We start from the raw sequence: 24,544 nt of genomic DNA, 5'->3' as shown, positions 1-24,544 counted from the left end.
ATCAGCGCTCCGCCACGGCCAGCGCCGCCTTTTCGTAGACATCGCGCATGGCCGCTGCCTGTCTCGCCAGAGTGAACCTGCGGCTTCGGCGGAGGGCGGCGTGGCCGAGCTCCCGCCTATGCCCCGCATCGCTGGAAAGACGATTGATGCAGGCTGCAAGATCATGCGGGTCGCGACCGTCAAAGAACATCGCGGCCCCGTCCCATAACTCGCGATAGGTCGGGATGTCCGAGAGCACCAGGGGCGTTGCCGACATGGCCGCTTCCAGAGCCGCCAGACCGAACGGTTCGTAGAGCGACGGAGACACGAAAATACCGGCGCGGGCCATCAGGGAGCGCACCTCGCCATGCGGCAGTGCTCCGAGAGGAACGGCATGGTTGACGGTGGCGCGCTCGCCGTTCGGGCCGTGAAGCGAACCGGCTGTAAAGAGAGGCCATTGCGTCAACGAGGCGGCCTGGTCGACCACCACCACATTCTTTCCCTCGTCCCACCAGCGGGCGGCGGCGAAGACGAGCGGCTGGCGGGTTTCTGCTGTCGGGACGGGGCGTGCGGCATTTCCGACGACGTGAAGGCGTGCGATCGGGCCATAGCAGGTCTCGAGCATCTCGGCATGGCTGCGGCTTGGGGCGATGACTGCGTCGGCCCTGTCGAAGCCGCGCCTGTTGCGCTCTTTCTGCCAGCTCCATGCGCTATCCAACGCCTGTCCCTTGACGGAATGGAACCATGTCGTCACGCATGAATGCGAGACGACTATGACTGGGCAAGGCGCGTCCAACCCCACGGCCTGCGTCGGTCCGTTGAGATGGACAAGGTCGATGGCGTAGTCGCGTATCGGCGCACGCAATTCCAGCGGCAGACGGTCGAGGTCGCCGGCGCTGCGGGTCATCCAGTCCAGTGGCGTATTCAACCAGATGAGCGTCGCGAAGGACCGTGCCTCTTCGGCCTGTTGCCTGGATGGTTGCGGCCCCAGCCCGGCGAACACAACGCTGTCGCCGCCATTGACCAGTTCCCGGCCGAGATCAAGCGCATAGCGCCATACTCCGCCCATGGCGTCGACGGTCATCAGGATGCGGCGCTTGCGTGGCGTCAGTGTCCGCAACATGCCGCCTCCAGTTCCGCCAGCGGGCGCGGGCGCTTTTCCTGGATGTCGCTGAACTTCTGGAACGATGCGAGGTAATGATCATGGGCGCGCTCCCAGGCGAGGTCGTCGGGTTCGCCCCAAAGCTCGCGATAGCTGGGCGAACTCGGATATGGATAAAGCGGCACGGGTTCATTGGCCCACACGCCATTGTCGATCAGGTGGGTGCGCCAGTGATCGACAAGGGCAGGATCGTCCTCGACGACGCCGATCAGATTGGCCTGGACGAAGGGAACGTGGCGTCTGGCCTTGACCAGCAGCGCGGCAAGCTCCTCGGTGCCCAGCCGGCAGCGCTTCGCCAGCATGGCCCGCCCTTCCACCGTCAGGCTTTCGAGGCCGGCTTCGATGGACACGCAGCCTGCCGCGCCCAGCAGTTCCAGCAGCTCGGGTTTCCACAGATCGATGCGGGTCTGGACGCCGAATTTCACATCGCGGCCGACCAACGCCTCCAGCAACGCTTTTTGGGGCAGGAAGATTTCGTCGATGAAGTAGATGTAGCCGACACCCTGGGCGATCAGCCTATCGATTTCAGTCACCACCGCTTCGTGGTTGCGGCGGCGATAGGCATCGCGGAAATCGATCTTGGCGCAGAAGCTGCAATTGTAGGGACAGCCGCGCGACGCCTCGACCTCGGCGCCGAATCCAAGCTGTTGGTCATCGAACCGGTGATGGTGATGCGAATGGGCGGCAATCCAGTCGGATGGCCATTCCAGCGGCGGGTGATCGACAAACGAACTGGAATGGACGTCGCCGTTCGACACCAGCTTGGAGTCCCGCAGATAGGCGGTTGAGGGTACCGCGCTCCAATCGTCGCGTCGTGCAAGTTCCGCGACGACTTCCTCGCATTCGCCGCGCACGACAATGTCGACGCCCAGCTTGCGCAAGGTCGGCGCCGGCGTCGCCGAACCATGTGGCCCGACCGCGACCGTGCGTCCGCCACGCCCGGCCAGGCGATTGAGGAAATCGGCCGGCACCCGCAATTCCGGCGGTGCGCAGCGCCAGAACAGATAGGTCGGCGCGGTGCTGACAACCGTCATTGCCGGCGCGAAATCAACCACGCGTTTGCAGAGCCCGGAATTATCGAGCTTCTGCAATTGTCCGTCCAGCATCAGCACCTCATGGCCGGCCGCCTCGAGCAGGGCTTTCGAATAGCCGAGTTCCAGGGGCAGATGCGGTTGGCGGCAGCCGAAATAGATGCTGTCGTCATATGTCCAGGACGGGTTGACCAGGGCTATTCTCATGCGACGTACCTCACGGCTTCGGGGCGGGGCTCAAGCCGGTGGCGCTGCAGCCAGTCGGCGAGATCGCGAATGCCCTCGCGCCACGCAACCTGCGCCTTCCAGCCAAGCGCGGTTTCGATCTTGCGGGTATCGGCGACGAAGAAGGGCTGGTCGCCGGTCCGTTCCCCATCGTGGCGGACCGAGAGCTCGCGACCGGTCAGGCTGCGGATCTCACTCAACAGCATACGCAGGCTGAGCGCATTTTCTGGTCCGCCGCCAAGATTGAATGCCTGGCCCTTGGTGATCTCGATGCCGTCCAGCACGGCCCTGTAGGCGGCGACCGCGTCGGAAACGTGCAGGATGTCACGCACCTGCCTGCCATCGCCGTAGATGGTGATTTCCCGTCCCGTCAGGGCGCTGAGCAGGAAGTGCGCTACCCAACCCTGGTCCTCGGTTCCAAACTGGCGCGGTCCGTAGATGCAGCTCATCCGCAGCACCGCCGTGGGCATGCCGTAGGATTTGGCGTAGTCGAGCACATATTGGTCCGCCGCGCCCTTGGAGCAGCCATAGGGTGTGCAGAAATCGAGGCCGCGAGCCTCGTCGATCCCGCCGGCCTGGATCGCGCTATCGCAAGGTATGTAGCGGTCGTCGTCCGCGCGAACCGCGACGTCGGGGAGGCTGCCGTAAACCTTGTTGGTGCTGGCGAAAATCACCGGGATGCGCTCGCTGCTCAGCCGCGCCGCTTCCAGCACGTTGAACGTTCCGCGAAGATTGATGTCGAAATCCTCGTCCGGCCGGACCAGGCTCGTGGTGACGGCCGTCTGCGCGGCCAGATGGAAAATCGCCTTGGATCTCATGAGAATCGGGGCCAGGGCATTGGCGTCCCGCACATCGATGGTCTCGACCGTTAGGCGGCCACCGTGTTTCTGTGCGAGCCATTGCAGGTTCTGTTCGACGCCGGGACGGCTGAGATTGTCGACCACCAGCACTGGCTCGCCATCCGACAACAGGCTGTCGGCCAGGTTTGATCCTATGAAGCCGCTGCCGCCGACGATGGCGACCGGCGCTTCGCGTCGGTTGCGTGCGCCCGGGCTCATGACACCAACCCGCGCTCTTCGAGTTCGCGCTTCATTTCGGCGCCGCGATCGACGGCGGCCGTGTTGCGCACCCAGGAAACGAAATCCCCGAGAGAGTTCTCCAATTGCAGGGCGGGTTCGAAACCGAGCAGCTCACGAGCCTTGGAGATATCGGCGAAGCAGTTGCGAATGTCGCCGGAGCGCGCCTTGCCGAGCAGCTCGGGCGAACGGTTCGGGGTTCCCATGGCTTCGGCCAGCAATCGCGCGACTTCGCTGATCGCATAGGCGCGGCCGCTGCCGATGTTGATGACGTGGCCCTTTGCCTGACGTTGCTGCAGCGCAAGGCGAAAGGCGCGGGCGACGTCATGCACATGAACGAAATCGCGCTTCTGTTCGCCATCCTCGAAGATCATCGGCCGTTGGCCATTGGCGAGACGTGAAGCGAAATTGGCCAGCACGCCGGTATAGGGATTTGATAGCGCCTGGCCGGCACCGAAGACATTGAACAGGCGCAACGCGACCGCATCGATGTTGTACGCTTCGCCAAAGATCAGCACGGCGCGTTCCTGGGCGTATTTCGTCAGCGCGTAGATCGAGGCGAGGTCGACCGGCTTTTCTTCATCCGTCGGCAGCGGCGAAAGGGGTTCACCTTCCGGCGACAGCGGATTCCACTGTCCGCTTTTGATGTCGCTTGACTTGCGCCTTGCATTGTCGATGCGCCGGCCGTCGGGCGTGGCATAGAGGCCCTCGCCATAGACGCTCATCGAGGAGGCGACGACGATCCGTTCGACCGGATGCTTGATCAGCGCTTCAAGCAATGTTGCCGTGCCGAGATCGTTGGTGCCGACATAGCGCGCGATCTCGTACATTGATTGTCCGACGCCGACTTCCGATGCCAGATGAATGACGGCGTCGACGCCTTCCAGCGCCTCGGCAACGGCTTCGCGGTCGCGAATGTCGCCCTTGATCAGTTCGGCACCTGCGGGAAGCGCGACCGCTTCACCCGCATGCACCTGCTCCAGCAGGGCGTCGAGAATGCGAACTGAATAATCCTGAGCGATGAGTTCTTGTGTGACGTGGCGGCCGATGAAGCCGCAGCCTCCTGTAACCAATATGCGTTTCACGACGACTCCTCGGACAAGTGACCTCGGCGCCCCGAACTTTTCGGCAAAAGGTTTGTTCCCTGTGCTTCAACAAAGTTCCCTTCGCGGGCTTCGCCTGAAAGCAAGCGCAACACCATCGGCCCGCGATGCGGGAACATTGCCGCCGGTATGCTGTTAGGGCGCTCGACAGCCGCCGTGACGCCGAAAAGCGAAGCCGATGATCAAGGGAGATTTCAATGTCGCAGTCCCAGACAACCACCAATCACGACGAAATTCGCAAATGGGCCGAGGAGCGGCAGGGCCGGCCGGCGGTGGTCCGCACCAAGGGCGAGGGCGGCATCCTGCGGATCGACTTTGGCGAGCCCGAGGAAGCATTCGACCCCATCGATTGGGACGAGTTCTTCCGGATATTCGACGAGAACGATCTCGCCTTCCTTTATCAGGCCAAGACCAGCGACGGAAAATCCAGCCGTTTTAATAAATTCGTCGAGCGCGATCGCAAGGGTTGAGAGGGCTGGCTGGCGGCCGATGCAGCGGGCCCCAGAAAATCCCGAAAGTCGCTGGAACAATCGACTGCCCTATTGCTTCGGGCGCTGATCCAGAAAGGTGATCCAGCGAAGCGTCTTGGCCTCGGCCCAGGAGAATTCAATGCATCAGCTTTGCGCCGCGGGCTTTGGCCACTTCTCGCATGACGTCGTTGAGCCAGTTTTCGGTGGACTGGCCAAGCTGCCGGTGGTCGACGTCCCGGATCGCTTGCTCGAGTGTCCTCTCGACCAGCCGGTCCGATGCGTTGACGTCTCCCAGCAGAAGACGCGCCGCGAGGCGCAGTTTGGGCAAAAGGGTGAAAACGTCGTCTGGCGGGGAGGGCACGGAGATGTCCGCTTGTTCGGATGCCTGCGGCGGAAAAAGGGCATTGAACACAGCCTTGCTGCCCGAGGATTTCCGCAAATTGCTGGCGTAACGGAGATGCTCGGGGATGGCGATGTCGTTGTCGCCGCTGAAGAATACGAAGGGGATACCGCGGCGCATCAACTTGTCGGCGATCGGAAACACACGTCGGCCGTTGAGATTGACGTCCAGGATTGCAGCTTCGGCTTGATCGGTATGTTCAGACGCCTGCTCGACGGTAGCGGCGGGCCCGAGAATGATAGCACCCATGTTGCTGAAAAACCTCGCAAGATCTCCAGCCATCGACCATTCGTCTTCGACAATCAGAAGATGCAACCCCCGCAGATCGCGCACGTCGTCATCCTTTCTTCGAACGGAGTTTAGGATGCAAAGAAGGCACTTCCACTTTCCTGTCATCCAGCGCCGCCTGCAACCGTTTCGCAAGCACCAGCATGCGATCCGGGATGGGCCCATCGAGACCTTCGATTAATTCAGGCGCCCCCGGCACCATTGGCGCCAGGACTTTCAGGCCAGCAGAGCGTTTTGTCATTGAACCACCATGGATATCGGGTTCAACGTCATCCATGCTGACTTGTTCCATCCTCCCTGCGCGCTATATGGTTGTGTCCTGTCCGATCCGACGTTGAGAGACTTCATGTCGGTCGGGCGAAAGGGGGGACATGCCGTGACAGCCCGATCAATCAAGTTCCCCATCGTCGGCATCGGTGCGTCCGCTGGTGGCATTCCCGCAATGGAAGGGCTTTTCAAGGGCATCACCGACCGGCCCGGCATGGCGTTCGTGATCATCACGCACCTCAGTCCCAAGCGCAACAGCCTGCTTCACGAGGTCATCGACCGCTACACCGAGATGCCTGTCGTGGTGGTCGAGGACGGCGTGGCCGTCGAACCCGACCACGTCTATGTGATGCCGGAAAACGTCACTCTGGTCATCGAGAATGGCGTGCTGCACCTGCGGCGCCCCAATGGGCTTACCCAAGAGCGCAAACCTGTCGATATCTTCTTCAGCGCACTGGCCGACGACCAGGGCGAATACTCGGTCGGCGTGATTCTGTCGGGCGGTGATTCCGATGGCACCCTGGGCGTGAAGGCGATCAAGGAGCGGGGCGGGCTCACCGTCGCGCAAGCGCCGGACGGCTATGGTCCGCGCAATCCCGACATGCCGCAGAGCGCCATTGCCAGCGGGCTCATCGATGTTGCCGTGCCCGCCGAGGAGATTGGGGCGAAGCTCGAGGCTTACGCCAGGGGCTTCGACATGCTGGACGGGCTGACGAACGAAGAGGACGACCATGCGGCCGACATAGATAAGGTCCGCGAACAGATATACGGCATTTTGCGCAGCCACTCCGGCCACGACTTTTCAGGCTATAAAACCAAGACATTCCTGCGCCGCATCAAGCGGCGCATGCAGATCGCCCAGATACAGTCCATCAATGGCTATATCGACTGGCTGAAGAAGGACCCTCGCGAGGTGATGAACCTGTTTCGCGATCTGCTGATCAATGTCACCAACTTCTTCCGCGATCCCGATGCCTTCGAATTGCTGGAGCAAAAGATCATCCCGCGGCTGTTCGAGGGCAAGACCGCGACCGATACGGTCAGGGTCTGGGTTCCCGGCTGCGCCACCGGCGAGGAGGTGTTCTCCATCGGCATCCTGCTGCGTGAACACATGGAAACGCTTTCAGCCGTTCCGCGCGTCCAGATATTCGCCACCGACATAGACGAGCCGGCCCTGGCCGTGGCGCGCGCCGCACGCTATCCCGAGGCCTTGATGCAGGGTCTTTCCCCGGAGCGCAAACAGCGGTTTTTCAACGGCGATGGCGAAAGCTACGTCATCAGCAACGAGATCCGGGAACTGTGCATCTTCTCGCCGCACAGCGTCATCCGCGATCCGCCCTTCTCGCGCATGGATCTGGTTTCGTGCCGCAATCTGCTGATCTATTTCGGCCCAGCCATTCAAAGTCGCGTTCTTCCTGTCTTCCACTATTCGCTGAAGCCGGGTGGCTATCTTTTCCTCGGCACGTCCGAAAGCGTTGGGCAGCACGAAAATCTGTTCGCCACCGTCGACAAGAAGCATCGCCTCTTCCAAGCACGGGAGCATGCCTCGCCACATATCAGGCTGCCGGCGCTGATCGGGGATGTCCATTCCGGCGTCTTTCCCGCCGAAACCGCCGGCTTGAAGAAGGGCACGGTCGGCTATCCGCTGCGCCAGGCTGTCGAGGCGCAGGTGCTGGAGCGGTTCGCGCCGCCGCATGTCCTCGTCAACGCCGAAGGCGACGTCGTCTACTATTCGGCGAGGACCGGAAGATACCTCGAAGCGCCGCAAGGCATCCCCAGCCGGCAGTTGCTGACGATGGCGCGCCGCGGGCTTCGCCTGGACCTGCGCGCCGCATTGAGGGAGGCGACGACGACACGCCGCACTGTTGTGCGGGACAATCTCGCCGTCGAGGAAGACGACGAACGCGTCCAACCGATCAGGCTGACCATCGAACCCCTGGCCGAGAGGGGCAATGGTGAGCCGCTTTACCTTGTCCTCTTCGAGCCGTCGGGCCCGACCCAGGCCCGATCCGATGAGGCCGGGGGCGGCCGTGACAGCGACAGCACCGCCGATCTTGAGCGGGAACTGCGCGACACAAGAGAGCGCCTTCAATCCACCATAGAGGAATACGAGACGGCCCTCGAAGAGGTGAAATCGTCGAACGAGGAACTCGTCTCCGTCAACGAAGAGGCGCAATCCACCAACGAGGAACTTGAAGCGTCCAAGGAAGAGATGCAGTCGCTCAACGAAGAGCTCAACACGATCAACGCGGAGTTGACCAGCAAGATAGAAGAGCTCGATCACGCCAACAGCGATCTGCGCAATCTGTTCGAAAGCACCGACATCGCGACCATTTTTCTCGACCGCAGTCTTGTGGTGCGGACCTTCACGCCGGCGGCCTCGTCCTTCTTCAGTCTGCGCCCCTCCGACGTCGGCCGACCGCTGACGGATCTGTCGAGCCAACTCGATTATCCCGAGTTGAAGCAGCACATCGACAAGGTGTTCGAGACAGGCGAGACCCTGAACCACCATCTTGCGCGCGATTCCAGGGGCCTGTTTCACATGGTCCGCATCAATCCCTATCGGGACAAGGGCAACAGGATACAGGGCGTCGTGGTGACACTGGTCGACGTCACCACCCTGGCGCGGGCGGAAGAGCATCAGCAGGTGCTCATCTCGGAGCTCAACCATCGCGTCAAGAACATGCTGGCGGTGATCGCCAGCATCGCCAACCGGACGCGGGACAGTTCGGATACGAAAGAAGAGTTCGCGGAGGCCTTGATCGGCCGGCTGCATGCCATGTCCCGGGCCTACGGATTGCTGACCCGCGAGAGGTGGAAAGAAGCTTCGGTCAAGGAACTGCTCCACCAGGAACTCGAGCCGTTCGGCATCGAACGGATCGAACTCGATGGCGACGATGTTAGACTCGGCCCGCAACAGGGGCTTTCCCTCAGTATGGCCATCCATGAACTGGCAACCAACGCGGCCAAGTATGGCGCCCTGTCCAAGCCTCGAGGCAGGATTGGTGTCAGATGGGCGATGGACGGCGATAATTTCACGCTTGGCTGGCGCGAAAAGGACGGCCCTCCGGTCAAGGAGCCGTTGAACAACGGCTTTGGCCTGAACCTGTTGAAGGGGGAAATCGGCTACAGGCTCGGGGGCCAGGTCGACACCTCCTTCCACAAGGAAGGTCTTGAGGTCCAGATCGCTTTTTCGGCAAACCACAAGGACGCGCCGTGAGCGACAGACCGCGCGTTCTGGTGGTTGAGGACGAGTGGCTGATCGCGGAGGACGTCGCGTCTGATCTGCGTGCGGCGGGCTATCCCGTGGTCGGGCCTGTTTCGTCCGTTGCCGCAGCACTTCGGCTGGTCGAGGCCGATAAGGTCGACATGGCGTTGCTGGACGTTCAACTGAACGCCGAAACGAGCCTGCCGATCGCGGAGATATTGCTGACTCGCGGCACTCCTTTCGCGTTCGTAACGGGATATGGGCGGGGCGATCTTCCCGCCCGGTTCCGAAACTGCAAATTCGTGGCAAAACCCGCAAGCGAAGCGGCCATCCTCACTGCCGTGGCCGACCTGGCATCGCTTCGCGCCAAGAAACCGTGATCCAAGGAGCTAGCCTGTCGCGATCAATCCAGCGGCTTGTCGGTGGGCCGGGGCGTGGTGCTCGCCTGGCGCGGCCGACCGGCATTTCGGTTGGCGACCGGATTGTCCAATGGAACGCTTGACGGGCGCGACGCGCCCGCGGTCTTTGGCGTCAGCGGTTTTGCACCGGCATCCGTGTCGCTGGCATCCCTCCTTGGGTGCGGCAGGCCCTCGGCGTTGGGTGACCGGACGGCGGGTTTCGAGGCAGAATCTTCCTTGGCCATGATGGTTCCTTTCCTTGCACGAAACGATTTCAATCATCGGCACGATTGAAAGTTCCGCGACCGCGACGGCGCCATGAAGGGGAAGGCACGAGCGAAGACGAAACGGTTCTCGTGCCGATGAACGGCTCACCCATGCGGCCGCATGACCACCTTGATGCAGCCGTCCTGCTTGTCGCGAAACGTCTTGTAGAGATCGGGCCCGGCTTCAAGGCCGGCCCTGTGCGTGATCACGAAGGACGGGTCGATCTCGCCGGTCTGGACCTTGGCCAAAAGCGGTTCGAGATACCGCTGCGTGTGGGTCTGGCCCATACGGAACGTCAGGCCCTTGTTCATCGCGGCGCCAAAGGGGATATGATCGACGAGGCCGATATACACGCCGGGGATCGAAATGGTGCCGCCCTTGCGGCAACAGTAGATTGCTTCGCGCAGCACATGTGGCCTGTCGGTGCCGAGGAAGGCAGCCGCCTTGACCTTGTCGAGCATGGAGTCTGCACTGGCGCCGGCATCGGCTTCGGTACCCACGCAATCGATGCAGCGATCCGGCCCTCGGCCATCGGTCATCGCCATCAGGGCGTCGTAGATCTTTGAATTGCTGAAATCGAGTGTCTCGGCCTTGCCATGTTCGCGAGCCATGGCCAGTCGTTCCGGAACCTTGTCGATCGCGATGACGCGACCGGCGCCGAGCATCCATGCGCTCTGGATGGCGAACTGGCCGACCGGACCGCAGCCCCAGATCGCGACCGTGTCGCCGGGCTCGATGCCGGCGTTTTCCGCTGCCATGTAGCCGGTCGGAAAGATGTCGGAAAGAAACAGCACCTGCTCGTCATCCATGCCTTCCGGCACCTTGATCGGGCCGACATCGGCGAATGGTACGCGCAGATATTCGGCCTGGCCGCCCCAATAGCCGCCAACCAGATGCGAATAGCCGAACAGGCCGGCCGGCGATTGTCCCATCACCTCGGCCGCTTGCTTGGCATTGGGATTGGACCGGTCGCAAAGCGAGAACAGCCCCTTCTGGCAAAACCAGCATTCGCCGCATGAAATGTTGAACGGCACCACGATGCGGTCGCCCTTCTTGAACTTGGAATGACCGCGGCCGACCTCCACGACCTCTCCCATGGTCTCGTGTCCAAGCACGTCGCCCGATTCCATGGTCGGCATGTAGCCGTCCATCAGATGCAGGTCCGAGCCGCAAATGGCGCAGCAGGTGACCTTGATGATGACGTCACGGTCATCCTCGATGGCCGGATCCTGCACCTGATCGCAGCGTATATCGCCTTTGCCGTGCCATGTGAGGGCTTTCATCCTGTTGCTCCTGCGTTGACTATTTTGAGGTATCGGCAAATGCAGCTTTCATTCAGCCGAAGTGGGCGCCACCGACGATTACCTTGCGATACTCGCAAAGGGTCTGCGTCCGCAGACAGGTAGAGATCAGTCTCTGGACGCTGAACCCGGCTCGGCCATTTTGCGGTGCTGTTCGGCCAGCGTACCTGCCGGAGTGATATGCGCGGCGGCGACCTGCAGCTTGTTCTTCCAGCCGCTGATCACTTGTTCCTCTCCCGCCATCATCGCCTCATAACCGGTTCTGGCGACATCTGCCGGATTGTCCTTCTCGTCGGTGCCGACCTTGGTATCCATCATTTCGGCGCGTTCGAAGAACCGCGTTTGCGTCGCCCCGGGCATCAGCACCGTGACTGTGACGCCGGTGTCCCGCATCTCATGGCGCAGCGCGATCGAGAAGGAATCGATGAACGCCTTGGTGCCGTTGTAGACGGCCTGGAAAGTGCCGGGCATGAAGCCGGCAATCGATCCGGTGAACAGAATTCGGCCACGGCCGCGGCGTGCCATCCTGGCGCCGAGCTCATGCGCAAGGTAGACCGTGCCGGTGATGTTGGTGTCGATGACCCGGCGAACCTTCTGCCAGTCCTGGTCGAGAAAGCCGTCGCCGAGGCCGCGTCCGGCGTTCAGGAACAGAAGGTCGATGTCGCGATCGCCGACCCGCGCAATGAGTTGATCGACGCCTTCGACGGATGCCAGATCTGCCTCGACGGCTTCAACGGTCACATCATGCGAAGCCAGAGCCTCGGCCGCCTGTTGGACCGCGGGCTCGTCGGCGGCTATGACCAGATTATAGCCGTCCTTGGCGCATAGTTTGGCAAGTTCCCTCCCGATGCCGCTCGATGCGCCCGTCACCACGGCCAGCTTTGCATTGGTCATCATGTCCTCCGAAGTTCGTTCCGGCCGAACCAGCGGGGTCCCTGATTGTTCCGCGTGGACCGGATCGAATGCCGGGCTGCCGAAGGGCCATGCCAGTCGAAACCCTGGGCGCGTTCAAGCGCAAACAACGCGAAGATGACGACGTGGAACAACTGAGGCCGATCCAGGTTCGGTGTCGTGCGGCGTCGTCGCTCCCCTTGTTTGGCGCCGCGCGATCGGGTTCCCCTCAGCCTGATCAGCCCGCGCGTTCCCCGGCCGGGAGGCGCGGGCTTTCTCATGAGCTTGGCGGTCGTGTTTCGAGTTCAGCTGGGAACAACCCACACACTCGGCAGTTCGGCGCGCAGGAGAAACGAAAATGCAATATGCCGATGAAATCGCGCTCAGGCGCGTGAAGATGCTGGTCGAACAATATGTATCCGCCAGAAGCAGGAGATATGACTTCGTCTCGACCGAGTTGGCGTGCAAGGCCATTCGTCAGCTGGTTCGCAGCCCCATCGACGATAGCGAGCTGGATCATTTGCTGGCTAAAAGTGCCGTCAAACAAGGGCTTTCCATCCGGTTCGATCGAATAGGTCCCTTGCAGGTTGCTTCACCCGAACTCATCCAGGAAAAGTCAGTATGAAAGCGATGTGGTTGATTTGGTCGGCATCGGCGTTGCTCGCCCTGGCGGCGTGCAACAACAATGCCGACCCCGTCAAATCCAAGACGGATACGATGAACAGCCAGCCGGTGAACAAGAATCCAACGACGGATACCAATCCGACACCGCAGTCCAGCACCGGCGGGGACCAGCAAGGCACGCAGCCGACACAGCCGGCATCACCGAAGCCATCTGGTGGTTAGGGTTTTGCCGTTGCTTGCCCGGGTAGTGACGCCGGCGAGAATCGTGAGACGCGCATGAGTTGCAAAGTGACGCCGCGTCTGGTTTCGATATGATCGCAACAGCAAGGGCGCACGTCGCTGGCGCGACCCGGCCGAGCTCGATCCCGTTGCGTTGCTTCGCGGCTGCGGTGACGGCCGGCGCCCGGCCTCGGTGCCACCTGGCTGTGGAACTATTTTCGTCAGTGGCTGTTCGGCAGGCGAAGGGAGCCGCAGGATGGAACGACGCAACGCACTACTCTCGCTGGTGATAGCCGCTGTCATCATCGTCGGTTTCCTGATCGGCTTTCTCTACGTCGATGTGGGGTGGCGCACCTCGCCCCTGAAACGAGCGCCTGAGCAGAACCAGGGCGGCAACGCTCCGGCGGACACCTCACCGGCTGCAGGGGTCAAGAAAGATCCCAAGGAAAATACCGAGATGCCGGGGCAGCAGTGATTCTCGGCTCGCCAACAGCCGCAACTTGGTCACCAGTGGCGCCGTCTTTAATTTCAGCCGAGGGCGTTGTCTGTCATCCACCGTGTTGTTCTGACGTTCCTTCTGCTCCCGGCCTGGTTGGTCGCTGGTTTCCCGACTGGCTCTGCCATCGCGCTTCGAATATCGAAACGGCGCCGGGCGCTTGCGTGCTTCTCGGAACATCTCCGCTGGACTGACCATTATCAGGATGGAGAGCAAAGCTATGGAGCTTGGTGATGGGTATCCTTTCCGATCTGGACAAGAAGCTGACGGACAACATGTATGAACATGGCAGTGAGCTCACCGACGCGGTAGCGGACCTGCCGCGGCCGGTCGTTGAAACCGTCGACCGGCTGATGCTTTTCATTCAGCCCGAAGCGCGCGAGACAGTGAGAAATCAGGTTCTCGGCCTGGTCCACGAATACAGGATCGAGAATCCTGCAGATCCAACAGAGCAGGAGTGAATTAGCCGTTCTGGTCGATCGCGTGGGGCGCGGGCTGGCTGCCGCTATCGTTGCTCGTTCTATGGCTGCCGAGCCACAACCAAGCCGCAATGATGACGGCTGCCACGATGGCTATCCAGACTATGAGACGAGGCATTGCCGAATCCTCTGTGCAGCAGTCCATCACGTCGATGATCAGGACGGGTCGCCACCTTCCCGTGTTCCAATCCCACAATCGATGCTTTGTTCCGCTTGAATTGGGTCTCGTGGCCGGCGGGCCTCTGTCGTTGGTCCTTATGTCTCGCGGTCGGCGCCTGTCCGAGCGGTGGCGTTTGATTGACGGGCACACCGGGCGCTCTAGATCAATTCACGCCGACCGCGACTTCCATCGGCTCGGGGAGATCATTCTCGTGGCGCACCAAACGCCGGCTTTGACCTTTAGTGGCCCATATCCCAGGCTGAGTTGTATGTGCGTGCTGTTGCTCACGGGCGTCTTGGCGGGATGCTCGTCCTCCGATCAGATCGAGCAGCAATCACAAACGGCGGCCTCCGCGGCACAGACCGTATCGGTGGTGCTGGATGCCTGGATGGATGGGGCGGCGCCGTTCGCATACACAGCCGGCACGCTGCGGTCGTCCGGCAAGACTCTGGCCGACGCCGAGGCACAAATCCGATCGGCCGGAACGGCTGAACCCGCCGAGCAATCTGCTTTGGCGGCAGCGGTCAAGGATCTGTCAGCCGCGGTGGCTCGCGCCGACGCGGGATTGCAGGCGGACAATCGAGCGGAGGTCCAAAACGCAAAGCAGGATCTTCGACGGGGCTCGCGCACGCTGGCGACCGCCTATGCCAGATATTTCGCGCCGAAGCCATGAAGAAGCTCGTGGAAATATCGCTCGGCGTGGTTACCAGCGTTGGCGGCTTCCTCGAAGTCGGATCGATGGCGACGGCGGCGCAGGCGGGCGCAACCTTCGGTTTCCAGTTGATCTGGGCCGTGGTCCTCGGCACCATCTGCATCATCTTTCTGGTGGAAATGGCCGGCCGGTTCGCCGCGGTGAGCCATCACACGATCTGCGACGGCATCCGCGAGAGATTTGGTTTCAACGTCTTTGTGTGGCCGTTGCTTGCCACCTTGCTGCTCAGTCTCATGGTGCTCTCCGCCGAGATCGGCGGCGTTGCCATCGCACTCGAACTTGCCACGGGCATAGGCTTCCAGTGGTGGGCTCTGCCGGTGGCTTTTCTGGCATGGCTGCTGCTCTGGAAAGGCACGTTCGGTTTCATCGAGAAAGGCGTGTCGATGCTGGGCCTGGTGACGTTGTGTTTCGTCGTCGCGGCCGTGATGCTGAAACCCGATTGGACGGCGGTCGCGGCTGGCGCGGTGCCTTCGCTGCCAGCCCACGATACCGCCAATTACTGGTTCATGGCGGTCAGCATTCTCGGCGCCTCGATATCGCCCTACCTGTTCATGTTCTATTCCTCGGGGGCTATCGAGGACCAGTGGGACAAGAGCTACCTCGGCGCCAACCGGGCCATAGCGGGACTGGGGATGACCTTCGGCGGCACCATTTCGATCGGCGTGTTGATCGTGGCCGCTCTCGTGCTGGCCACGCACGGCATCAACCAGGTCGACGACTATCACCAAATGCCATTGATGCTGATCCCGGTATTCGGCTTCTGGGGTTTCATCCTGTTCGTAGCCTCTCTCGCCATTGCCTGCTTCGGCGCTGCACTCGAAGTCGCGCTGCAACAGGCTTACCTCGTGGCGCAAGGTTTCGGCTGGACCTGGGGCGAGGACCGCAAGCCGCGCGACAATCCAGGCTTCAGCGCCGTGTATACGGTATCGTTGTTGCTTGCGGCCATCCCGATCATGCTTGGTGTCGATCCGTTGAGGCTCACTATATTTTCCATGGCGCTGACGGCGGCCAGCCTGCCGTTGACGGTGGTTCCATTCCTGTTTCTGCTGAACGACGAACGCTACGTCGGCGAGCATCGCAACGGCATTCTCTCGAATGCCGCGGTCATCTTCATCATCGCGCTCGGCTTTGTGCTGGCCGTGGTGACGATCCCGCTGCAGATATTCGGAGGCACATGATGGAGTTGCTGCGTGATCTCCTGGACAAGCAGGTGGTCGACCGCCGCCAGGTCAAAATCGGCAAGGTCGATGGGCTGGTGGCCGAATTGCGGCAGGGCAAGCCCCCAAGGATCGTCGCGATCGAACTCGGCTCCATCACTTTGGCGCGTCGCCTTGGCACGTGGCCGGGGCGATGGATGGCGCAACTCGCGGCAAAGCTGGGTGGCAAGCGCCACGGCGAGCCGCATCGGATCGCCTGGCACAAGGTGAAGGATATCGGCGTCGACATCGAGTTCGATATCGATGTGCGTCGCACGACGATCTTCGCCTGGCAGGACTGGTTGCGCGATCATGTCATCGGACGCATTCCGGGAGCTTGATGATGACCATCGTCAATCTTGAACATCTGGCTGGGCGACGCGTGCTTTCGCAGCGGGGCAAGAGCATCGGCTACATCGAGGAAATCCGCGCCGAACCGGATGGCGACGATTTTGTCGTTACCGAATTCCATGTCGGCGTCTACGCCGCTTTCGAGCGTCTTTCGACCTCGGCCATAGGCGTGGCCGTGCTCGATCTCTTTCGGCTGCGCCGCCGCGATGGCCTATACCGCATCCCTTGGGACAAGCTCGACATTTCTAACCCGGCGCGGCCGCGGCTGCTGTGTCCGATGACCGAACTTTCGGGCATGAAGAGCGCACCCGATCTTCGCGAATAGGCCGTCGCCGCGCTTTCTCGTAGACGTTTCACCGCAGCATGCTCGCCGCCAGAAAAACCGCGGCCGCTACCAAAACGACGGCTGCAACGACCAACAGCGGCCAGTTGCTGCGAGGTCGTAGTTCCGGCTCGCCTTCGACCGGCCGCATCGCATTGGCGAAGCTGGCGTCATTTTCGAATTTCGGCCGGCGGGAACGTGGCGGCTCCGTAGGGATCGGATTTTGTGTGTCCGCCGCCTCGGCATCGGTCTCCATCGGAGCAACGGCAGGATCGAAGCCCGGCGTTTTGTCCTGCGTCTCTCCCCCCTGGATCTCGCCTCTGGCAGAGGCCGGTGTAGGAATTGACATCTTGGCACTGACCTCTCTCGTTCGAACCAGGCTCTGCCAAATCCGCAGCGGTGGTGCGCATAGCGCCAACGACTAGATTTGATCGCCGAGCAGAATCCTGGCGTCCTTGGCCGCAACAATGAACGCCTGTCGTGCAACCCTTGGAGGCTTTTCGCCACGCATCACCGCAAGGCAGGCCCTGATCGCGGCAAGACGCCTTTCCGACGTCGGCTTTGGCCAGTCCCGCAGCAGCACTTCGGCGGCATCGGACACAGAGACCACAACCCTGTCGCGGTCTATGCGGCCAGGTTGAATAACGATCGGTTTTCTGAAATGGCCTGTACGCACCCGCCCCTCCAAGACCTTCGCCTGTTGCTCCCACGGAGCCTTCCGCGGACGGCCTCTAACGCCGCGACAGTCGATTTGTTCCAGTGCACCTGGCGTTTGGAATTTGGAATAACGACGCCTGAGCCGCTCGTCTCCACCCATGGTTTTCTGGCGCTGCCGGGTCTAGCGGCATGGGGCCTGGAGAGCGGAACAAAGCGCATCTTGGCTTGTTAGGACGCAGCGCAAATTCGCTCACCGACAAGGACAAAGCCGATGAAAACACGACACCTTCTCGCATCCCTCGCGGTTGCTTCCACGGTTCTCGCAATGCCTGCCTTCGCGGCCGACAGCGCCCAGGATTTTGTCGACAAGGCTGCCGTCGGCGGCAAGTTCGAAGTGGACTCGAGTCAGATTGCCTTGGGCAAGGCCCAGGACCAGCGCATCAAGGATTTTGCCCAGATGATGATCCGGGACCACGGCGCCGCCAACACCAAGCTGCAAGCGGTCGCCGGCGAACAAAAACTGAAGGTGCCCTCAGCGCTCGACGCTCAGCATCAGGGCGATCTGGATAAGCTCAAGAACGCGCAGGGGCCGATTGATCCGGCCTATGTCGACGCGCAGCGCAAGGCGCATGACGAAGCCGTCAAGCTGTTCGAGGATTATGCCAGCGGGGGTGACAACGCCGCGCTCAAGACTTTTGCCCAGCAAACGGTCGGCACGCTGAAGATGCACCAGCAGGCGATCGAAAAGATCGCCGCCGGGCAAGATTCCGTTACGGGAGCGACAACGCCGGCGGTGAAGACCGACAATACTCCCAACGCCGCCGCCCTCGTTCCTGGTGCAAACAGCTTCACCGAAGCCCAGGCCAAGAGCCGTATCGAGAACGCCGGATATTCGAACGTGTCGAAGCTGACCAAGGACGATCAGGGCATCTGGCGCGGCCAGGCGGCCAAGGGAGGCGAAAACCTCAACGTTGGCGTCGACTACCAGGGCAACGTGGTTGCCGCAAGCAAGTGAGCGTGGATCAGGAGAAATCACATGAAAACCGTAACTGGACTGTTCGACAATTATGACGACGCGGCCGATGCGGTCGGCGAGCTTGAGGCGACGGGAGTCCCGCATTCCAACATCAGCATCGTCGCCAACAACTCGGATGACTGGTACGACGCAAATCGTTCCGAGGCCGCTGAAGACGCTGGCAGCGGTGCCGGAATCGGAGCCGTGATCGGCGGCGCCGGGGGGTTGCTCACGGGACTTGGCGTCATGGCCATCCCGGGTGTTGGCCCGGTGGTCGCGGCCGGATGGCTCGCCGCCACCGCCGCCGGTGCGGTTGCCGGTGCCGTGGCCGGTGGAGCGGCCGGCGGCATCATTGGCGCTCTGACGGAATCGGGCGTGCCCGAGCGCGATGCGCACGTCTATGCGGAAGGTGTACGCCGCGGCGGTACCTTGGTGACGGCCAAGGTGGAGGACGAACTCGTGCCGAATGCCGAGCAGATTTTGGGGCAATCCCGATCGGTGGACCTGGCCGAACGCCGCAGATCGTACGAGGCCGACGGCTGGACCGGCTTCGATGCCAATGCAGGCGAATACGTGCCGGGCGAGATCGATCGCGACGGCGGACGCGCAATCAATCGACCCTGAAAGCGGCTCACGTTCCTTTCACTGGCACGCAGCGACGAGGTTCGCGGAAATCGATCTTGCCGCGCTATGCTGGGGCGCTTTGCGGCGTTTAAGCACCATCGAATCCATCTCGAGGGCATCGGGCTGGGTTCGATCGCGTTTGAAGCCATGTTCCCAGCGGAATCTCCGCCGCTCAGAACAGATCGCTCCATGACGAAACGGACCCCGCCCGCAAGGCGGAACCATGGAGGGGTCGACGTTGTTGTCCCAGCGGCCGACTTGTCGGTTGGCGGCTAGGAGCCATCATTGATGACCACCGATCGATCACGCGAAGACGTCCTGGTTTCGCTCCCGTTGATCAATGCAAAGGCGGCGCCGACGCTTAAGCACGCCGGGGCGGAGGTGTTCTACATGGAAGCCGTCCGCGAGCTCACCGCCACGGACATTCCCTTTCTGGTCGCTGGAACCTATGCGGTAAGCGCCTATACCGGCGTCACTCGCCAGACCAAGGATCTCGATATCTTCTGCAAGGCCGGTGACTACGCGCGGATCCTCGCCCATTTCAAGGAGCTTGGATATGCCGTCGAAATCGTGGACGACCGGTGGCTTGGCAAGGTGTTCAAGGGCAGGCATTTCTTCGACGTCATCTTCGGATCGGCCAACGGCATGATGCCTGTTGGCGATCGATGGCTGGAGCACGCCAGACAGACCGAGTTGCTGGGCAGCCGTGTGCGGATCATCGGGCCGACCGAACTCATCTGGTCCAAATGCTTCATTCAAGACAGGGGCCGGCACGACGGCGCCGATATCGCCCACACGATCCTCAAGGCACACGACCAGATAGATTGGCACCGGCTGCTTTCCTATCTGGAGGTTCATTGGGAGGTCCTGCTGATGCAGCTCATCAACTTCAGATGGATTTACCCAAGCGAGCGCGATCACATCCCGGCATGGCTCCTCGATGAACTGCTCGACCGCCTCGCCAAGCAACGGCAATTGCCGTCCCCCAGGATGAAGATCTGCCGCGGGCGGCTGCTGTCGCAAACCGACTACGAGATCGATGTCAAGGAATGGGGCTTCGCCGGCGTCGGCGGCGTGGGAGATTTTCGTGATGCCTGACCGCCTGGAGAACGTCGCGCCGAAGGATAGCGCACGGACACTCAAAGTTGCCGCCATGGGGGATTTGCATGTCAGGGAAGATCCCCGAACCTCGTATCGCGATCTCTTCGGCGAGATATCGAGGGAAGCCGAGATTCTCGTCCTGACGGGAGATCTCACCAATCTCGGCAAGCCTCGTGAGGCGGAGATGCTCGCCGAGGACCTGCGCAACTGCTTGATCCCCGTGGTGGCGGTGCTCGGCAACCACGACTACGAATCCGGCGCGGTGGACGACGTCGCAAACATCCTGCGCCAGGCGCATGTTCACCTTCTCGATGGCCATGCGGTCGAAATCGAGGAGGTCGGCTTCGTCGGCGTGAAAGGGTTCGTCGGTGGCTTCGGATCGCGCATGCTCGGCTCCTTCGGCGAACCCGCGATCAAGGCGATGGTCTCGGAAAGTGTCAACGAGGCAATGCGCCTCGAAAACGCGATGCGCCAGGTACGGGCGAAGCGGACGCTCGTGGTCCTCCACTACGCGCCGATCGCTGAGACCGTCGAGGGAGAACCGCTGGAGATATTTCCGTTTCTTGGCTCTTCACGCCTTGCCGAGACGATCGATCGGTTCAAGGTCAGCGCCGTTGTGCACGGTCACGCGCATCGCGGCTCCTATGAAGGCCAAACGCCCGGCGGCGCCAAGGTTTACAACGTCGCCATGCACGTGGCCAAACCGAACGGCCGCCCCTATGCCCTGCTGGAACTCTGACGCCACGGCATCGTGCGAGCATTCAGTTGGAAGGCTCTGCCAGGAAGTGGCGGCGCGATAGTGCGAGCTGATCACGGTTGTTGGCCCGCGATATTATTTTGGAGTTCGTCGCCAGCGGCGAATTCGTCAAACCTCCGTCTTGTCGAAGCCCTGCCGGGCGATAATTTCTTCAGAAGGCGTGGGTGCTTCTCCCTCTCAGACAGGAGCCGACCATGAAACATCAGACACTCGACCAGCTCCAAACCGTCGCCAGGATTGAGCCGCTGGCGCCGTTTTCGGTAATGACACGTAATGAACGCATCGCGCGTTGGGCTGAACTTCTCGAGCAAAATCCCGAACGATGCCTCGGTGCGCTAACCGGCACGGAACATTTGCGTCCTGAAGCACGGGCCATCGCACGTGGGGAAGGATCGGCACTCGCGGTTGCCTTCGAAGACCCGATCTTGCGTGCATCGGGTCTGAGGGACGACACATACGGCGAGGCGAAGCGCTTCTTCGAATTGAGCGACTGGCAGCTCCACGACATTGTCTGTGATTGCCACGTCGGTGCCACCATGAAAGCACGATGGGCCGCGGCTCGGGTCCGTGCAACGATCAGCGGGAACAGGCTCTTTGCGTTCCTGAGGCGGTGCTTGATGCGGTGAGACCAAGGGGAGGTCGTTGCATGTCCGCGACGACCTCCTACACCGCCAATGCGCAAGCTATCGCCGATCGTCCTCGCGATAGAGCTGGTCGGTAGCGCGGTCGCTTTCCCTGCGTTCAACCGGACCACGGTTACGGCGGGTTACCAGGACATAGGCAATCAGTATGACCAGCAACGCTGGCCCGCCGGCGACGACGATTAGCCACATGATACCGTCTGACATGGGAAATCTCCTTTCCTTCACAACCGGCAAGAAGACGATCCGTTCCGCTTGGAGCGGTTCGCGGTGCGGACCGGCCGGCGATCGGTTCCTGTCATCCAGGAGGTCCAGACGCCTCCCCGCTATTGCCGGTCGGGTTTCCTTGCGAAGACCGCAGCAGAAGGGCGAGAGGAACCAGCAGCGCCGTTGCCACCGCGCAGTAACGAAAGACGTCGATATAGGCGAGCAGTGAAGCCTGGCGGGCGATCAACTGCCCGATCCAGCCAATGGCCTGCTGCTTGGCCTGGAGCATCGAGGAACCCTCGGCGACGAAGTGCTCGGTCGCCTGCCGTACCACCTGCTGGTAGGCGGGCGACGATTGCGCGGTGTGGCCGACAAGGTTCGCCTGATGGAGTTGTGCGTTCTGGGCGATCACAGTGTTGGAGAGCGACACGCCGATGCTGCCGCCGATATTGCGGGCAACATTGATCAAGGCCGAGGCCTGGTTGGTCTTTTGCGGCGCCAGACCGACATATGCCGCGGTCGAAATCGGGATAAACAGGAACGGCAATCCGATCATCAGGAAGATGCGGGCAAAGGCAAAGAAGCTGAAGCTGGCGTCGGGCGTAAGCGAAGTCATATGCCACAGGCCGATCGCCACCACCGCCATGCCCGCCATGATCAGGTATTTTGGCTGGACGATGCCGGCGGCAAATCCCGAAATCGGCATGAGCATCAGCATGGCGATGCCGCCCGGCATCATCGACAGGCCCGATAGCGTCGCCGTGTAGTCGAAGGCGGTCTGCTGCAGCTGGGGCATCAGCTGCGTGGTGCTGAACAGCACCGCACCGACCGCCATCATCACCAGGAAGGATGTACCGAACTGGCGGGTGAACAGCAGGCGCATGTCGACGATCGGATCGCGGTGGCGGAATTCCCATGGGATCAGCAGGGCGAAGGAGATCGCCGAGATAATGGCGAAAGTCGTGATGAAGCTCGACGCGAACCAGTCGTTGCGCTGGCCCTCGTCGAGAAAGATTTCGAGGCAGCCGAGCGCGGTCGCCACCAGGATGAATCCGACCCAGTCGATCCTGAGACCTCCTTTCAGCCGCTGCTGGCGTTCGCGTTCGAGTACCTCCGGTTCGACCAGCAGCCACTGCACCAACGCCAGTGACATGATGCCGAACGGCACGTTGATGAAGAAGATCCAGTGCCACGAAAAATTGTCGGTCAGCCAGCCGCCGATGGTCGGCCCGACCGTCGGCGCGACGATGACGGCGATGCCGTAGAGGGCAAATGCCTGCGAGCGCTTTTCAGGCGGAAAGGTGTCGGCCAGGATGGATTGCTCGCTTGGCGCCATGCCGCCGCCGCCGAGGCCCTGCAGGATCCTGAAGACGATGAGCATCTCGAGATTGGGCGCCAGCCCGCACAGCAGCGATGCCAGGGTAAACGTCGCGACGCAAAGCATGTAGTAGCGCTTGCGGCCGATCACGCTGGCCAGCCACCCACTGATTGGAATGATCACGGAGTTGGCGACCAGATAGGTGGTGATGACCCAGGTACTTTCATCCATGCCGGCAGCCAGGCTGCCGGCGATGTTGCGCAGCGCCACATTGGCGATCGAGGTGTCGAGCACCAGCATGAAGGTGGCAATGGAGACAATGATGGCGATGAGCCAGGGATTGCGCTCACCGGCCGCGGATCGGCTTTCGCCCTGGTCGCTGGCGTTGTCGCGGCTCATCGCACCTTGACCGTCGGCACCACCGACAGGCCTGGGCCGAGCAGCACATCGGGCGGGTTCTCGAAGACGATCTTGACCGGCACACGCTGCACCACCTTGACGAAATTGCCGGTGGCATTTTCGGCGGGCAGCAGGCTGAAGGCGGTGCCGCTGCCGGCCTGCAGGCTGTCGACATGGCCATGAAAGGTCTTGTCCGGATAGGCGTCGATATCGATGTCGACCGGCTGTCCGGTTCGCATCCTGTCGAGTTGGGTTTCCTTGAAGTTCGCCTTTACCCAGACTTCGTTGGGAACGAACATCATGAGCACCTGACCCGGCTGGGTGTAGGTGCCGATGGCGGCCGAAATGCTTGTCGCGCGGCCGGCGACAGGGGCTGTAATAGTGGTACGGGTCAGTGCCGTGCGGGCTTGATCCCGGCTGGCCTGTGCCTGGTGAAGCTTGGCTTCGCCGCTTTTGGTCTGTGCCTGCAGCACTGTCACCTGGCTCTTCGCCGCGGCCACGTCCGCCTCGGCGCTGTCCAGGGTTGCCTGGTCCTGTCGAAGGGTCGATGCAGCCTGCTGCGCCTGCTGCTGCGTCACCGTGCCCTTCGTCAGCAATTCGCGATTGCGCTGGTCTTCGGCCTTGGCGAAGTCGAGCGCTGCCTGGGCCAGCACCACCTGCTTCTGGGCGGCGTCGATCTTGGCATTTTGCGCCTCGATCTGGGCCGCCACATTGGTGATGTCGGCCTGAGCGGCGGCTACGCCGGCATCCGCTTGGCTGAGCGATGCCCGGTAGTCGCTGTCGTCGATGCGCAAGAGAACGTCACCCTTGCGCACCGGCTGGTTGTCGGTGACGGCCACATCGGTGATACGCCCGGCAATCTCGGCGCTCACCGTTACCGTGCGGGCATCGATGAAGGCATCATCGGTGGATTCATACTGACGCGTATTCAGCCACCAGATCGCTACACCCATCGCAACAAGCAGAAGCAGGAGGACAATTGCCGCTGTCCAATAGGGATGGCGCCTGGGAAAGCCCAGCAGGTTCGATTTCTGCGGCCTGTCGTCCATTTGCCGATCGTCCGATTTGTCGTGCCGCGAACTTGGCTGGCTGGCGAGACGCTTGCTTTGTCCAGCCCTGTCGTCGGACGGGTCCGGCTCGCTTTTCTGAGGCTTCGTATCCACGGAACTAGCTTTCAGCAGACTGAAGGGTGATGTCCGC

The 24,544-nt window shown here is 61.7% G+C and carries 30 protein-coding genes; 16 read left to right on the top strand and 14 right to left on the bottom strand.

Translation table 11 applies throughout. The annotated features are described in order from the left end of the window. Position 1: 1 nt before the first annotated feature. Genes MESAU_RS26680 through MESAU_RS26665 form a run of 4 tightly spaced genes read right to left on the bottom strand, consistent with a single transcriptional unit; the run spans position 2 to position 4,558 of the window. The gene (locus MESAU_RS26680; protein WP_015319147.1) at positions 2 to 1,102 is read right to left on the bottom strand and encodes a glycosyltransferase family 4 protein; all 1,101 of its coding nucleotides are present in this window, start codon (positions 1,100 to 1,102) and stop codon (positions 2 to 4) included. Then, positions 1,087 to 2,379 carry a TIGR04295 family B12-binding domain-containing radical SAM protein gene (locus MESAU_RS26675; protein ID WP_015319146.1) on the bottom strand — a complete coding sequence of 431 codons (1,293 nt, stop codon included), beginning with the start codon at positions 2,377 to 2,379 and terminating at the stop codon, positions 1,087 to 1,089. Before MESAU_RS26675 ends, MESAU_RS26680 begins: the two co-directional genes overlap by 16 nt. After that, entirely contained in the window at positions 2,376 to 3,455 is a 1,080-nt protein-coding gene (locus MESAU_RS26670; RefSeq protein WP_015319145.1) for an NAD-dependent epimerase/dehydratase family protein, read from the bottom strand. Before MESAU_RS26670 ends, MESAU_RS26675 begins: the two co-directional genes overlap by 4 nt. Continuing rightward, positions 3,452 to 4,558, bottom strand: coding sequence for an NAD-dependent epimerase/dehydratase family protein (locus MESAU_RS26665; protein ID WP_015319144.1), 1,107 nt, complete (start codon positions 4,556 to 4,558; stop codon positions 3,452 to 3,454). Before MESAU_RS26665 ends, MESAU_RS26670 begins: the two co-directional genes overlap by 4 nt. Before the next feature lie 215 nt (positions 4,559 to 4,773). On the opposite strand from MESAU_RS26665, the gene MESAU_RS26660 reads away from it, so the two are divergent. Beyond that, entirely contained in the window at positions 4,774 to 5,046 is a 273-nt protein-coding gene (locus tag MESAU_RS26660; protein ID WP_015319143.1) for a hypothetical protein, read from the top strand. A gap of 136 nt (positions 5,047 to 5,182) precedes the next feature. Here MESAU_RS26660 and MESAU_RS26655 read toward each other — a convergent pair whose 3' ends face one another. Together MESAU_RS26655 and MESAU_RS31340 are read right to left on the bottom strand one after the other, a co-directional pair. Next, positions 5,183 to 5,779, bottom strand: coding sequence for a response regulator (locus MESAU_RS26655; protein WP_015319142.1), 597 nt, complete (start codon positions 5,777 to 5,779; stop codon positions 5,183 to 5,185). A 4-nt stretch (positions 5,780 to 5,783) separates the two neighbouring features. Then, complete coding sequence (locus MESAU_RS31340; protein ID WP_157163671.1) at positions 5,784 to 6,011, bottom strand: hypothetical protein; 228 nt, start codon at positions 6,009 to 6,011, stop codon at positions 5,784 to 5,786. A 69-nt stretch (positions 6,012 to 6,080) separates the two neighbouring features. Between MESAU_RS31340 and MESAU_RS26650 the strand changes: the two genes are divergently transcribed. Continuing rightward, a complete protein-coding gene (locus MESAU_RS26650; RefSeq protein ID WP_015319141.1) occupies positions 6,081 to 9,221 on the top strand; it encodes a CheR family methyltransferase in 3,141 nt (1,046 codons plus the stop codon). Positions 9,222 to 9,241: 20 nt separating this feature from the next. Further along, positions 9,242 to 9,589: a response regulator gene (locus MESAU_RS26645; RefSeq protein ID WP_245262903.1), complete on the top strand. Its 348-nt coding sequence runs from the start codon at positions 9,242 to 9,244 to the stop codon at positions 9,587 to 9,589. Positions 9,590 to 9,612: 23 nt separating this feature from the next. On the opposite strand, the gene MESAU_RS26640 is transcribed toward MESAU_RS26645, so the two are convergent. The 3 genes from MESAU_RS26640 to MESAU_RS26630 form a co-directional block, all read right to left on the bottom strand. Continuing rightward, a complete protein-coding gene (locus MESAU_RS26640; protein ID WP_015319139.1) occupies positions 9,613 to 9,852 on the bottom strand; it encodes a hypothetical protein in 240 nt (79 codons plus the stop codon). Positions 9,853 to 9,978: 126 nt separating this feature from the next. Then, complete coding sequence (locus MESAU_RS26635) at positions 9,979 to 11,157, bottom strand: zinc-dependent alcohol dehydrogenase (RefSeq protein WP_015319138.1); 1,179 nt, start codon at positions 11,155 to 11,157, stop codon at positions 9,979 to 9,981. A 126-nt stretch (positions 11,158 to 11,283) separates the two neighbouring features. Further along, on the bottom strand, positions 11,284 to 12,069 hold the full coding sequence (locus tag MESAU_RS26630; RefSeq protein WP_015319137.1) for an SDR family NAD(P)-dependent oxidoreductase: 786 nt from the start codon (positions 12,067 to 12,069) through the stop codon (positions 11,284 to 11,286). A 355-nt stretch (positions 12,070 to 12,424) separates the two neighbouring features. On the opposite strand from MESAU_RS26630, the gene MESAU_RS26625 reads away from it, so the two are divergent. From MESAU_RS26625 to MESAU_RS26590, 8 genes are all read left to right on the top strand, one after another. Next, on the top strand, positions 12,425 to 12,691 hold the full coding sequence (locus tag MESAU_RS26625; RefSeq protein ID WP_015319136.1) for a hypothetical protein: 267 nt from the start codon (positions 12,425 to 12,427) through the stop codon (positions 12,689 to 12,691). Then, on the top strand, positions 12,688 to 12,912 hold the full coding sequence (locus MESAU_RS26620; protein WP_015319135.1) for a hypothetical protein: 225 nt from the start codon (positions 12,688 to 12,690) through the stop codon (positions 12,910 to 12,912). The genes MESAU_RS26625 and MESAU_RS26620 overlap by 4 nt, the downstream gene beginning before the upstream one ends. Before the next feature lie 253 nt (positions 12,913 to 13,165). Next, positions 13,166 to 13,384 (top strand): hypothetical protein, encoded by a 219-nt coding sequence (locus MESAU_RS26615; RefSeq protein WP_015319134.1) that lies wholly within the window; start codon positions 13,166 to 13,168, stop codon positions 13,382 to 13,384. A gap of 254 nt (positions 13,385 to 13,638) precedes the next feature. After that, positions 13,639 to 13,866 (top strand): hypothetical protein, encoded by a 228-nt coding sequence (locus MESAU_RS26610; protein ID WP_015319133.1) that lies wholly within the window; start codon positions 13,639 to 13,641, stop codon positions 13,864 to 13,866. Between the two features lie 446 nt (positions 13,867 to 14,312). Further along, positions 14,313 to 14,717 carry a hypothetical protein gene (locus MESAU_RS26605; protein WP_015319132.1) on the top strand — a complete coding sequence of 135 codons (405 nt, stop codon included), beginning with the start codon at positions 14,313 to 14,315 and terminating at the stop codon, positions 14,715 to 14,717. Beyond that, the gene (locus tag MESAU_RS26600; RefSeq protein ID WP_015319131.1) at positions 14,714 to 15,934 is read left to right on the top strand and encodes an NRAMP family divalent metal transporter; all 1,221 of its coding nucleotides are present in this window, start codon (positions 14,714 to 14,716) and stop codon (positions 15,932 to 15,934) included. The genes MESAU_RS26605 and MESAU_RS26600 overlap by 4 nt, the downstream gene beginning before the upstream one ends. After that, positions 15,934 to 16,293, top strand: coding sequence for a hypothetical protein (locus MESAU_RS26595; RefSeq protein ID WP_015319130.1), 360 nt, complete (start codon positions 15,934 to 15,936; stop codon positions 16,291 to 16,293). The genes MESAU_RS26600 and MESAU_RS26595 overlap by 1 nt, the downstream gene beginning before the upstream one ends. A gap of 2 nt (positions 16,294 to 16,295) precedes the next feature. After that, positions 16,296 to 16,628, top strand: a complete 333-nt coding sequence (locus MESAU_RS26590) for a hypothetical protein (protein WP_015319129.1) — start codon at positions 16,296 to 16,298, stop codon at positions 16,626 to 16,628. 28 nt (positions 16,629 to 16,656) lie between these two features. Here MESAU_RS26590 and MESAU_RS26585 read toward each other — a convergent pair whose 3' ends face one another. Together MESAU_RS26585 and MESAU_RS32000 are read right to left on the bottom strand one after the other, a co-directional pair. Further along, positions 16,657 to 16,974: a hypothetical protein gene (locus MESAU_RS26585; protein ID WP_015319128.1), complete on the bottom strand. Its 318-nt coding sequence runs from the start codon at positions 16,972 to 16,974 to the stop codon at positions 16,657 to 16,659. Between the two features lie 72 nt (positions 16,975 to 17,046). After that, complete coding sequence (locus tag MESAU_RS32000) at positions 17,047 to 17,442, bottom strand: DUF982 domain-containing protein (protein WP_245262902.1); 396 nt, start codon at positions 17,440 to 17,442, stop codon at positions 17,047 to 17,049. 111 nt (positions 17,443 to 17,553) lie between these two features. Here MESAU_RS32000 and MESAU_RS26575 point away from each other — a divergent pair, with 111 nt between their 5' ends. The 5 genes from MESAU_RS26575 to MESAU_RS26550 all read left to right on the top strand — a co-directional run bounded on the left by MESAU_RS26575 (position 17,554) and on the right by MESAU_RS26550 (position 21,405). Further along, on the top strand, positions 17,554 to 18,297 hold the full coding sequence (locus MESAU_RS26575; RefSeq protein ID WP_015319126.1) for a DUF4142 domain-containing protein: 744 nt from the start codon (positions 17,554 to 17,556) through the stop codon (positions 18,295 to 18,297). Between the two features lie 21 nt (positions 18,298 to 18,318). Next, entirely contained in the window at positions 18,319 to 18,921 is a 603-nt protein-coding gene (locus MESAU_RS26570) for a general stress protein (protein WP_015319125.1), read from the top strand. Positions 18,922 to 19,209: 288 nt separating this feature from the next. Beyond that, complete coding sequence (locus tag MESAU_RS26560) at positions 19,210 to 20,019, top strand: nucleotidyltransferase family protein (RefSeq protein ID WP_015319124.1); 810 nt, start codon at positions 19,210 to 19,212, stop codon at positions 20,017 to 20,019. Beyond that, complete coding sequence (locus MESAU_RS26555) at positions 20,012 to 20,761, top strand: metallophosphoesterase family protein (RefSeq protein ID WP_015319123.1); 750 nt, start codon at positions 20,012 to 20,014, stop codon at positions 20,759 to 20,761. Before MESAU_RS26560 ends, MESAU_RS26555 begins: the two co-directional genes overlap by 8 nt. A gap of 212 nt (positions 20,762 to 20,973) precedes the next feature. Beyond that, positions 20,974 to 21,405 carry a hypothetical protein gene (locus MESAU_RS26550; RefSeq protein WP_015319122.1) on the top strand — a complete coding sequence of 144 codons (432 nt, stop codon included), beginning with the start codon at positions 20,974 to 20,976 and terminating at the stop codon, positions 21,403 to 21,405. Between the two features lie 57 nt (positions 21,406 to 21,462). Here the strand turns inward: MESAU_RS26550 and MESAU_RS31585 are convergent, their stop codons facing one another. The 3 genes from MESAU_RS31585 to MESAU_RS26540 all read right to left on the bottom strand — a co-directional run bounded on the left by MESAU_RS31585 (position 21,463) and on the right by MESAU_RS26540 (position 24,393). After that, entirely contained in the window at positions 21,463 to 21,627 is a 165-nt protein-coding gene (locus MESAU_RS31585; protein ID WP_015319121.1) for a hypothetical protein, read from the bottom strand. A gap of 91 nt (positions 21,628 to 21,718) precedes the next feature. Next, positions 21,719 to 23,344 (bottom strand): DHA2 family efflux MFS transporter permease subunit, encoded by a 1,626-nt coding sequence (locus MESAU_RS26545; protein ID WP_015319120.1) that lies wholly within the window; start codon positions 23,342 to 23,344, stop codon positions 21,719 to 21,721. Then, positions 23,341 to 24,393 (bottom strand): HlyD family secretion protein, encoded by a 1,053-nt coding sequence (locus MESAU_RS26540; RefSeq protein WP_015319119.1) that lies wholly within the window; start codon positions 24,391 to 24,393, stop codon positions 23,341 to 23,343. Before MESAU_RS26540 ends, MESAU_RS26545 begins: the two co-directional genes overlap by 4 nt. Between the last annotated feature and the right edge of the window lie 151 nt (positions 24,394 to 24,544).

Source organism: Mesorhizobium australicum WSM2073 (genome assembly GCF_000230995.2).
Classification (GTDB): domain Bacteria; phylum Pseudomonadota; class Alphaproteobacteria; order Rhizobiales; family Rhizobiaceae; genus Mesorhizobium; species Mesorhizobium australicum.
This window is presented reverse-complemented; position numbering and strand designations above follow the sequence as displayed.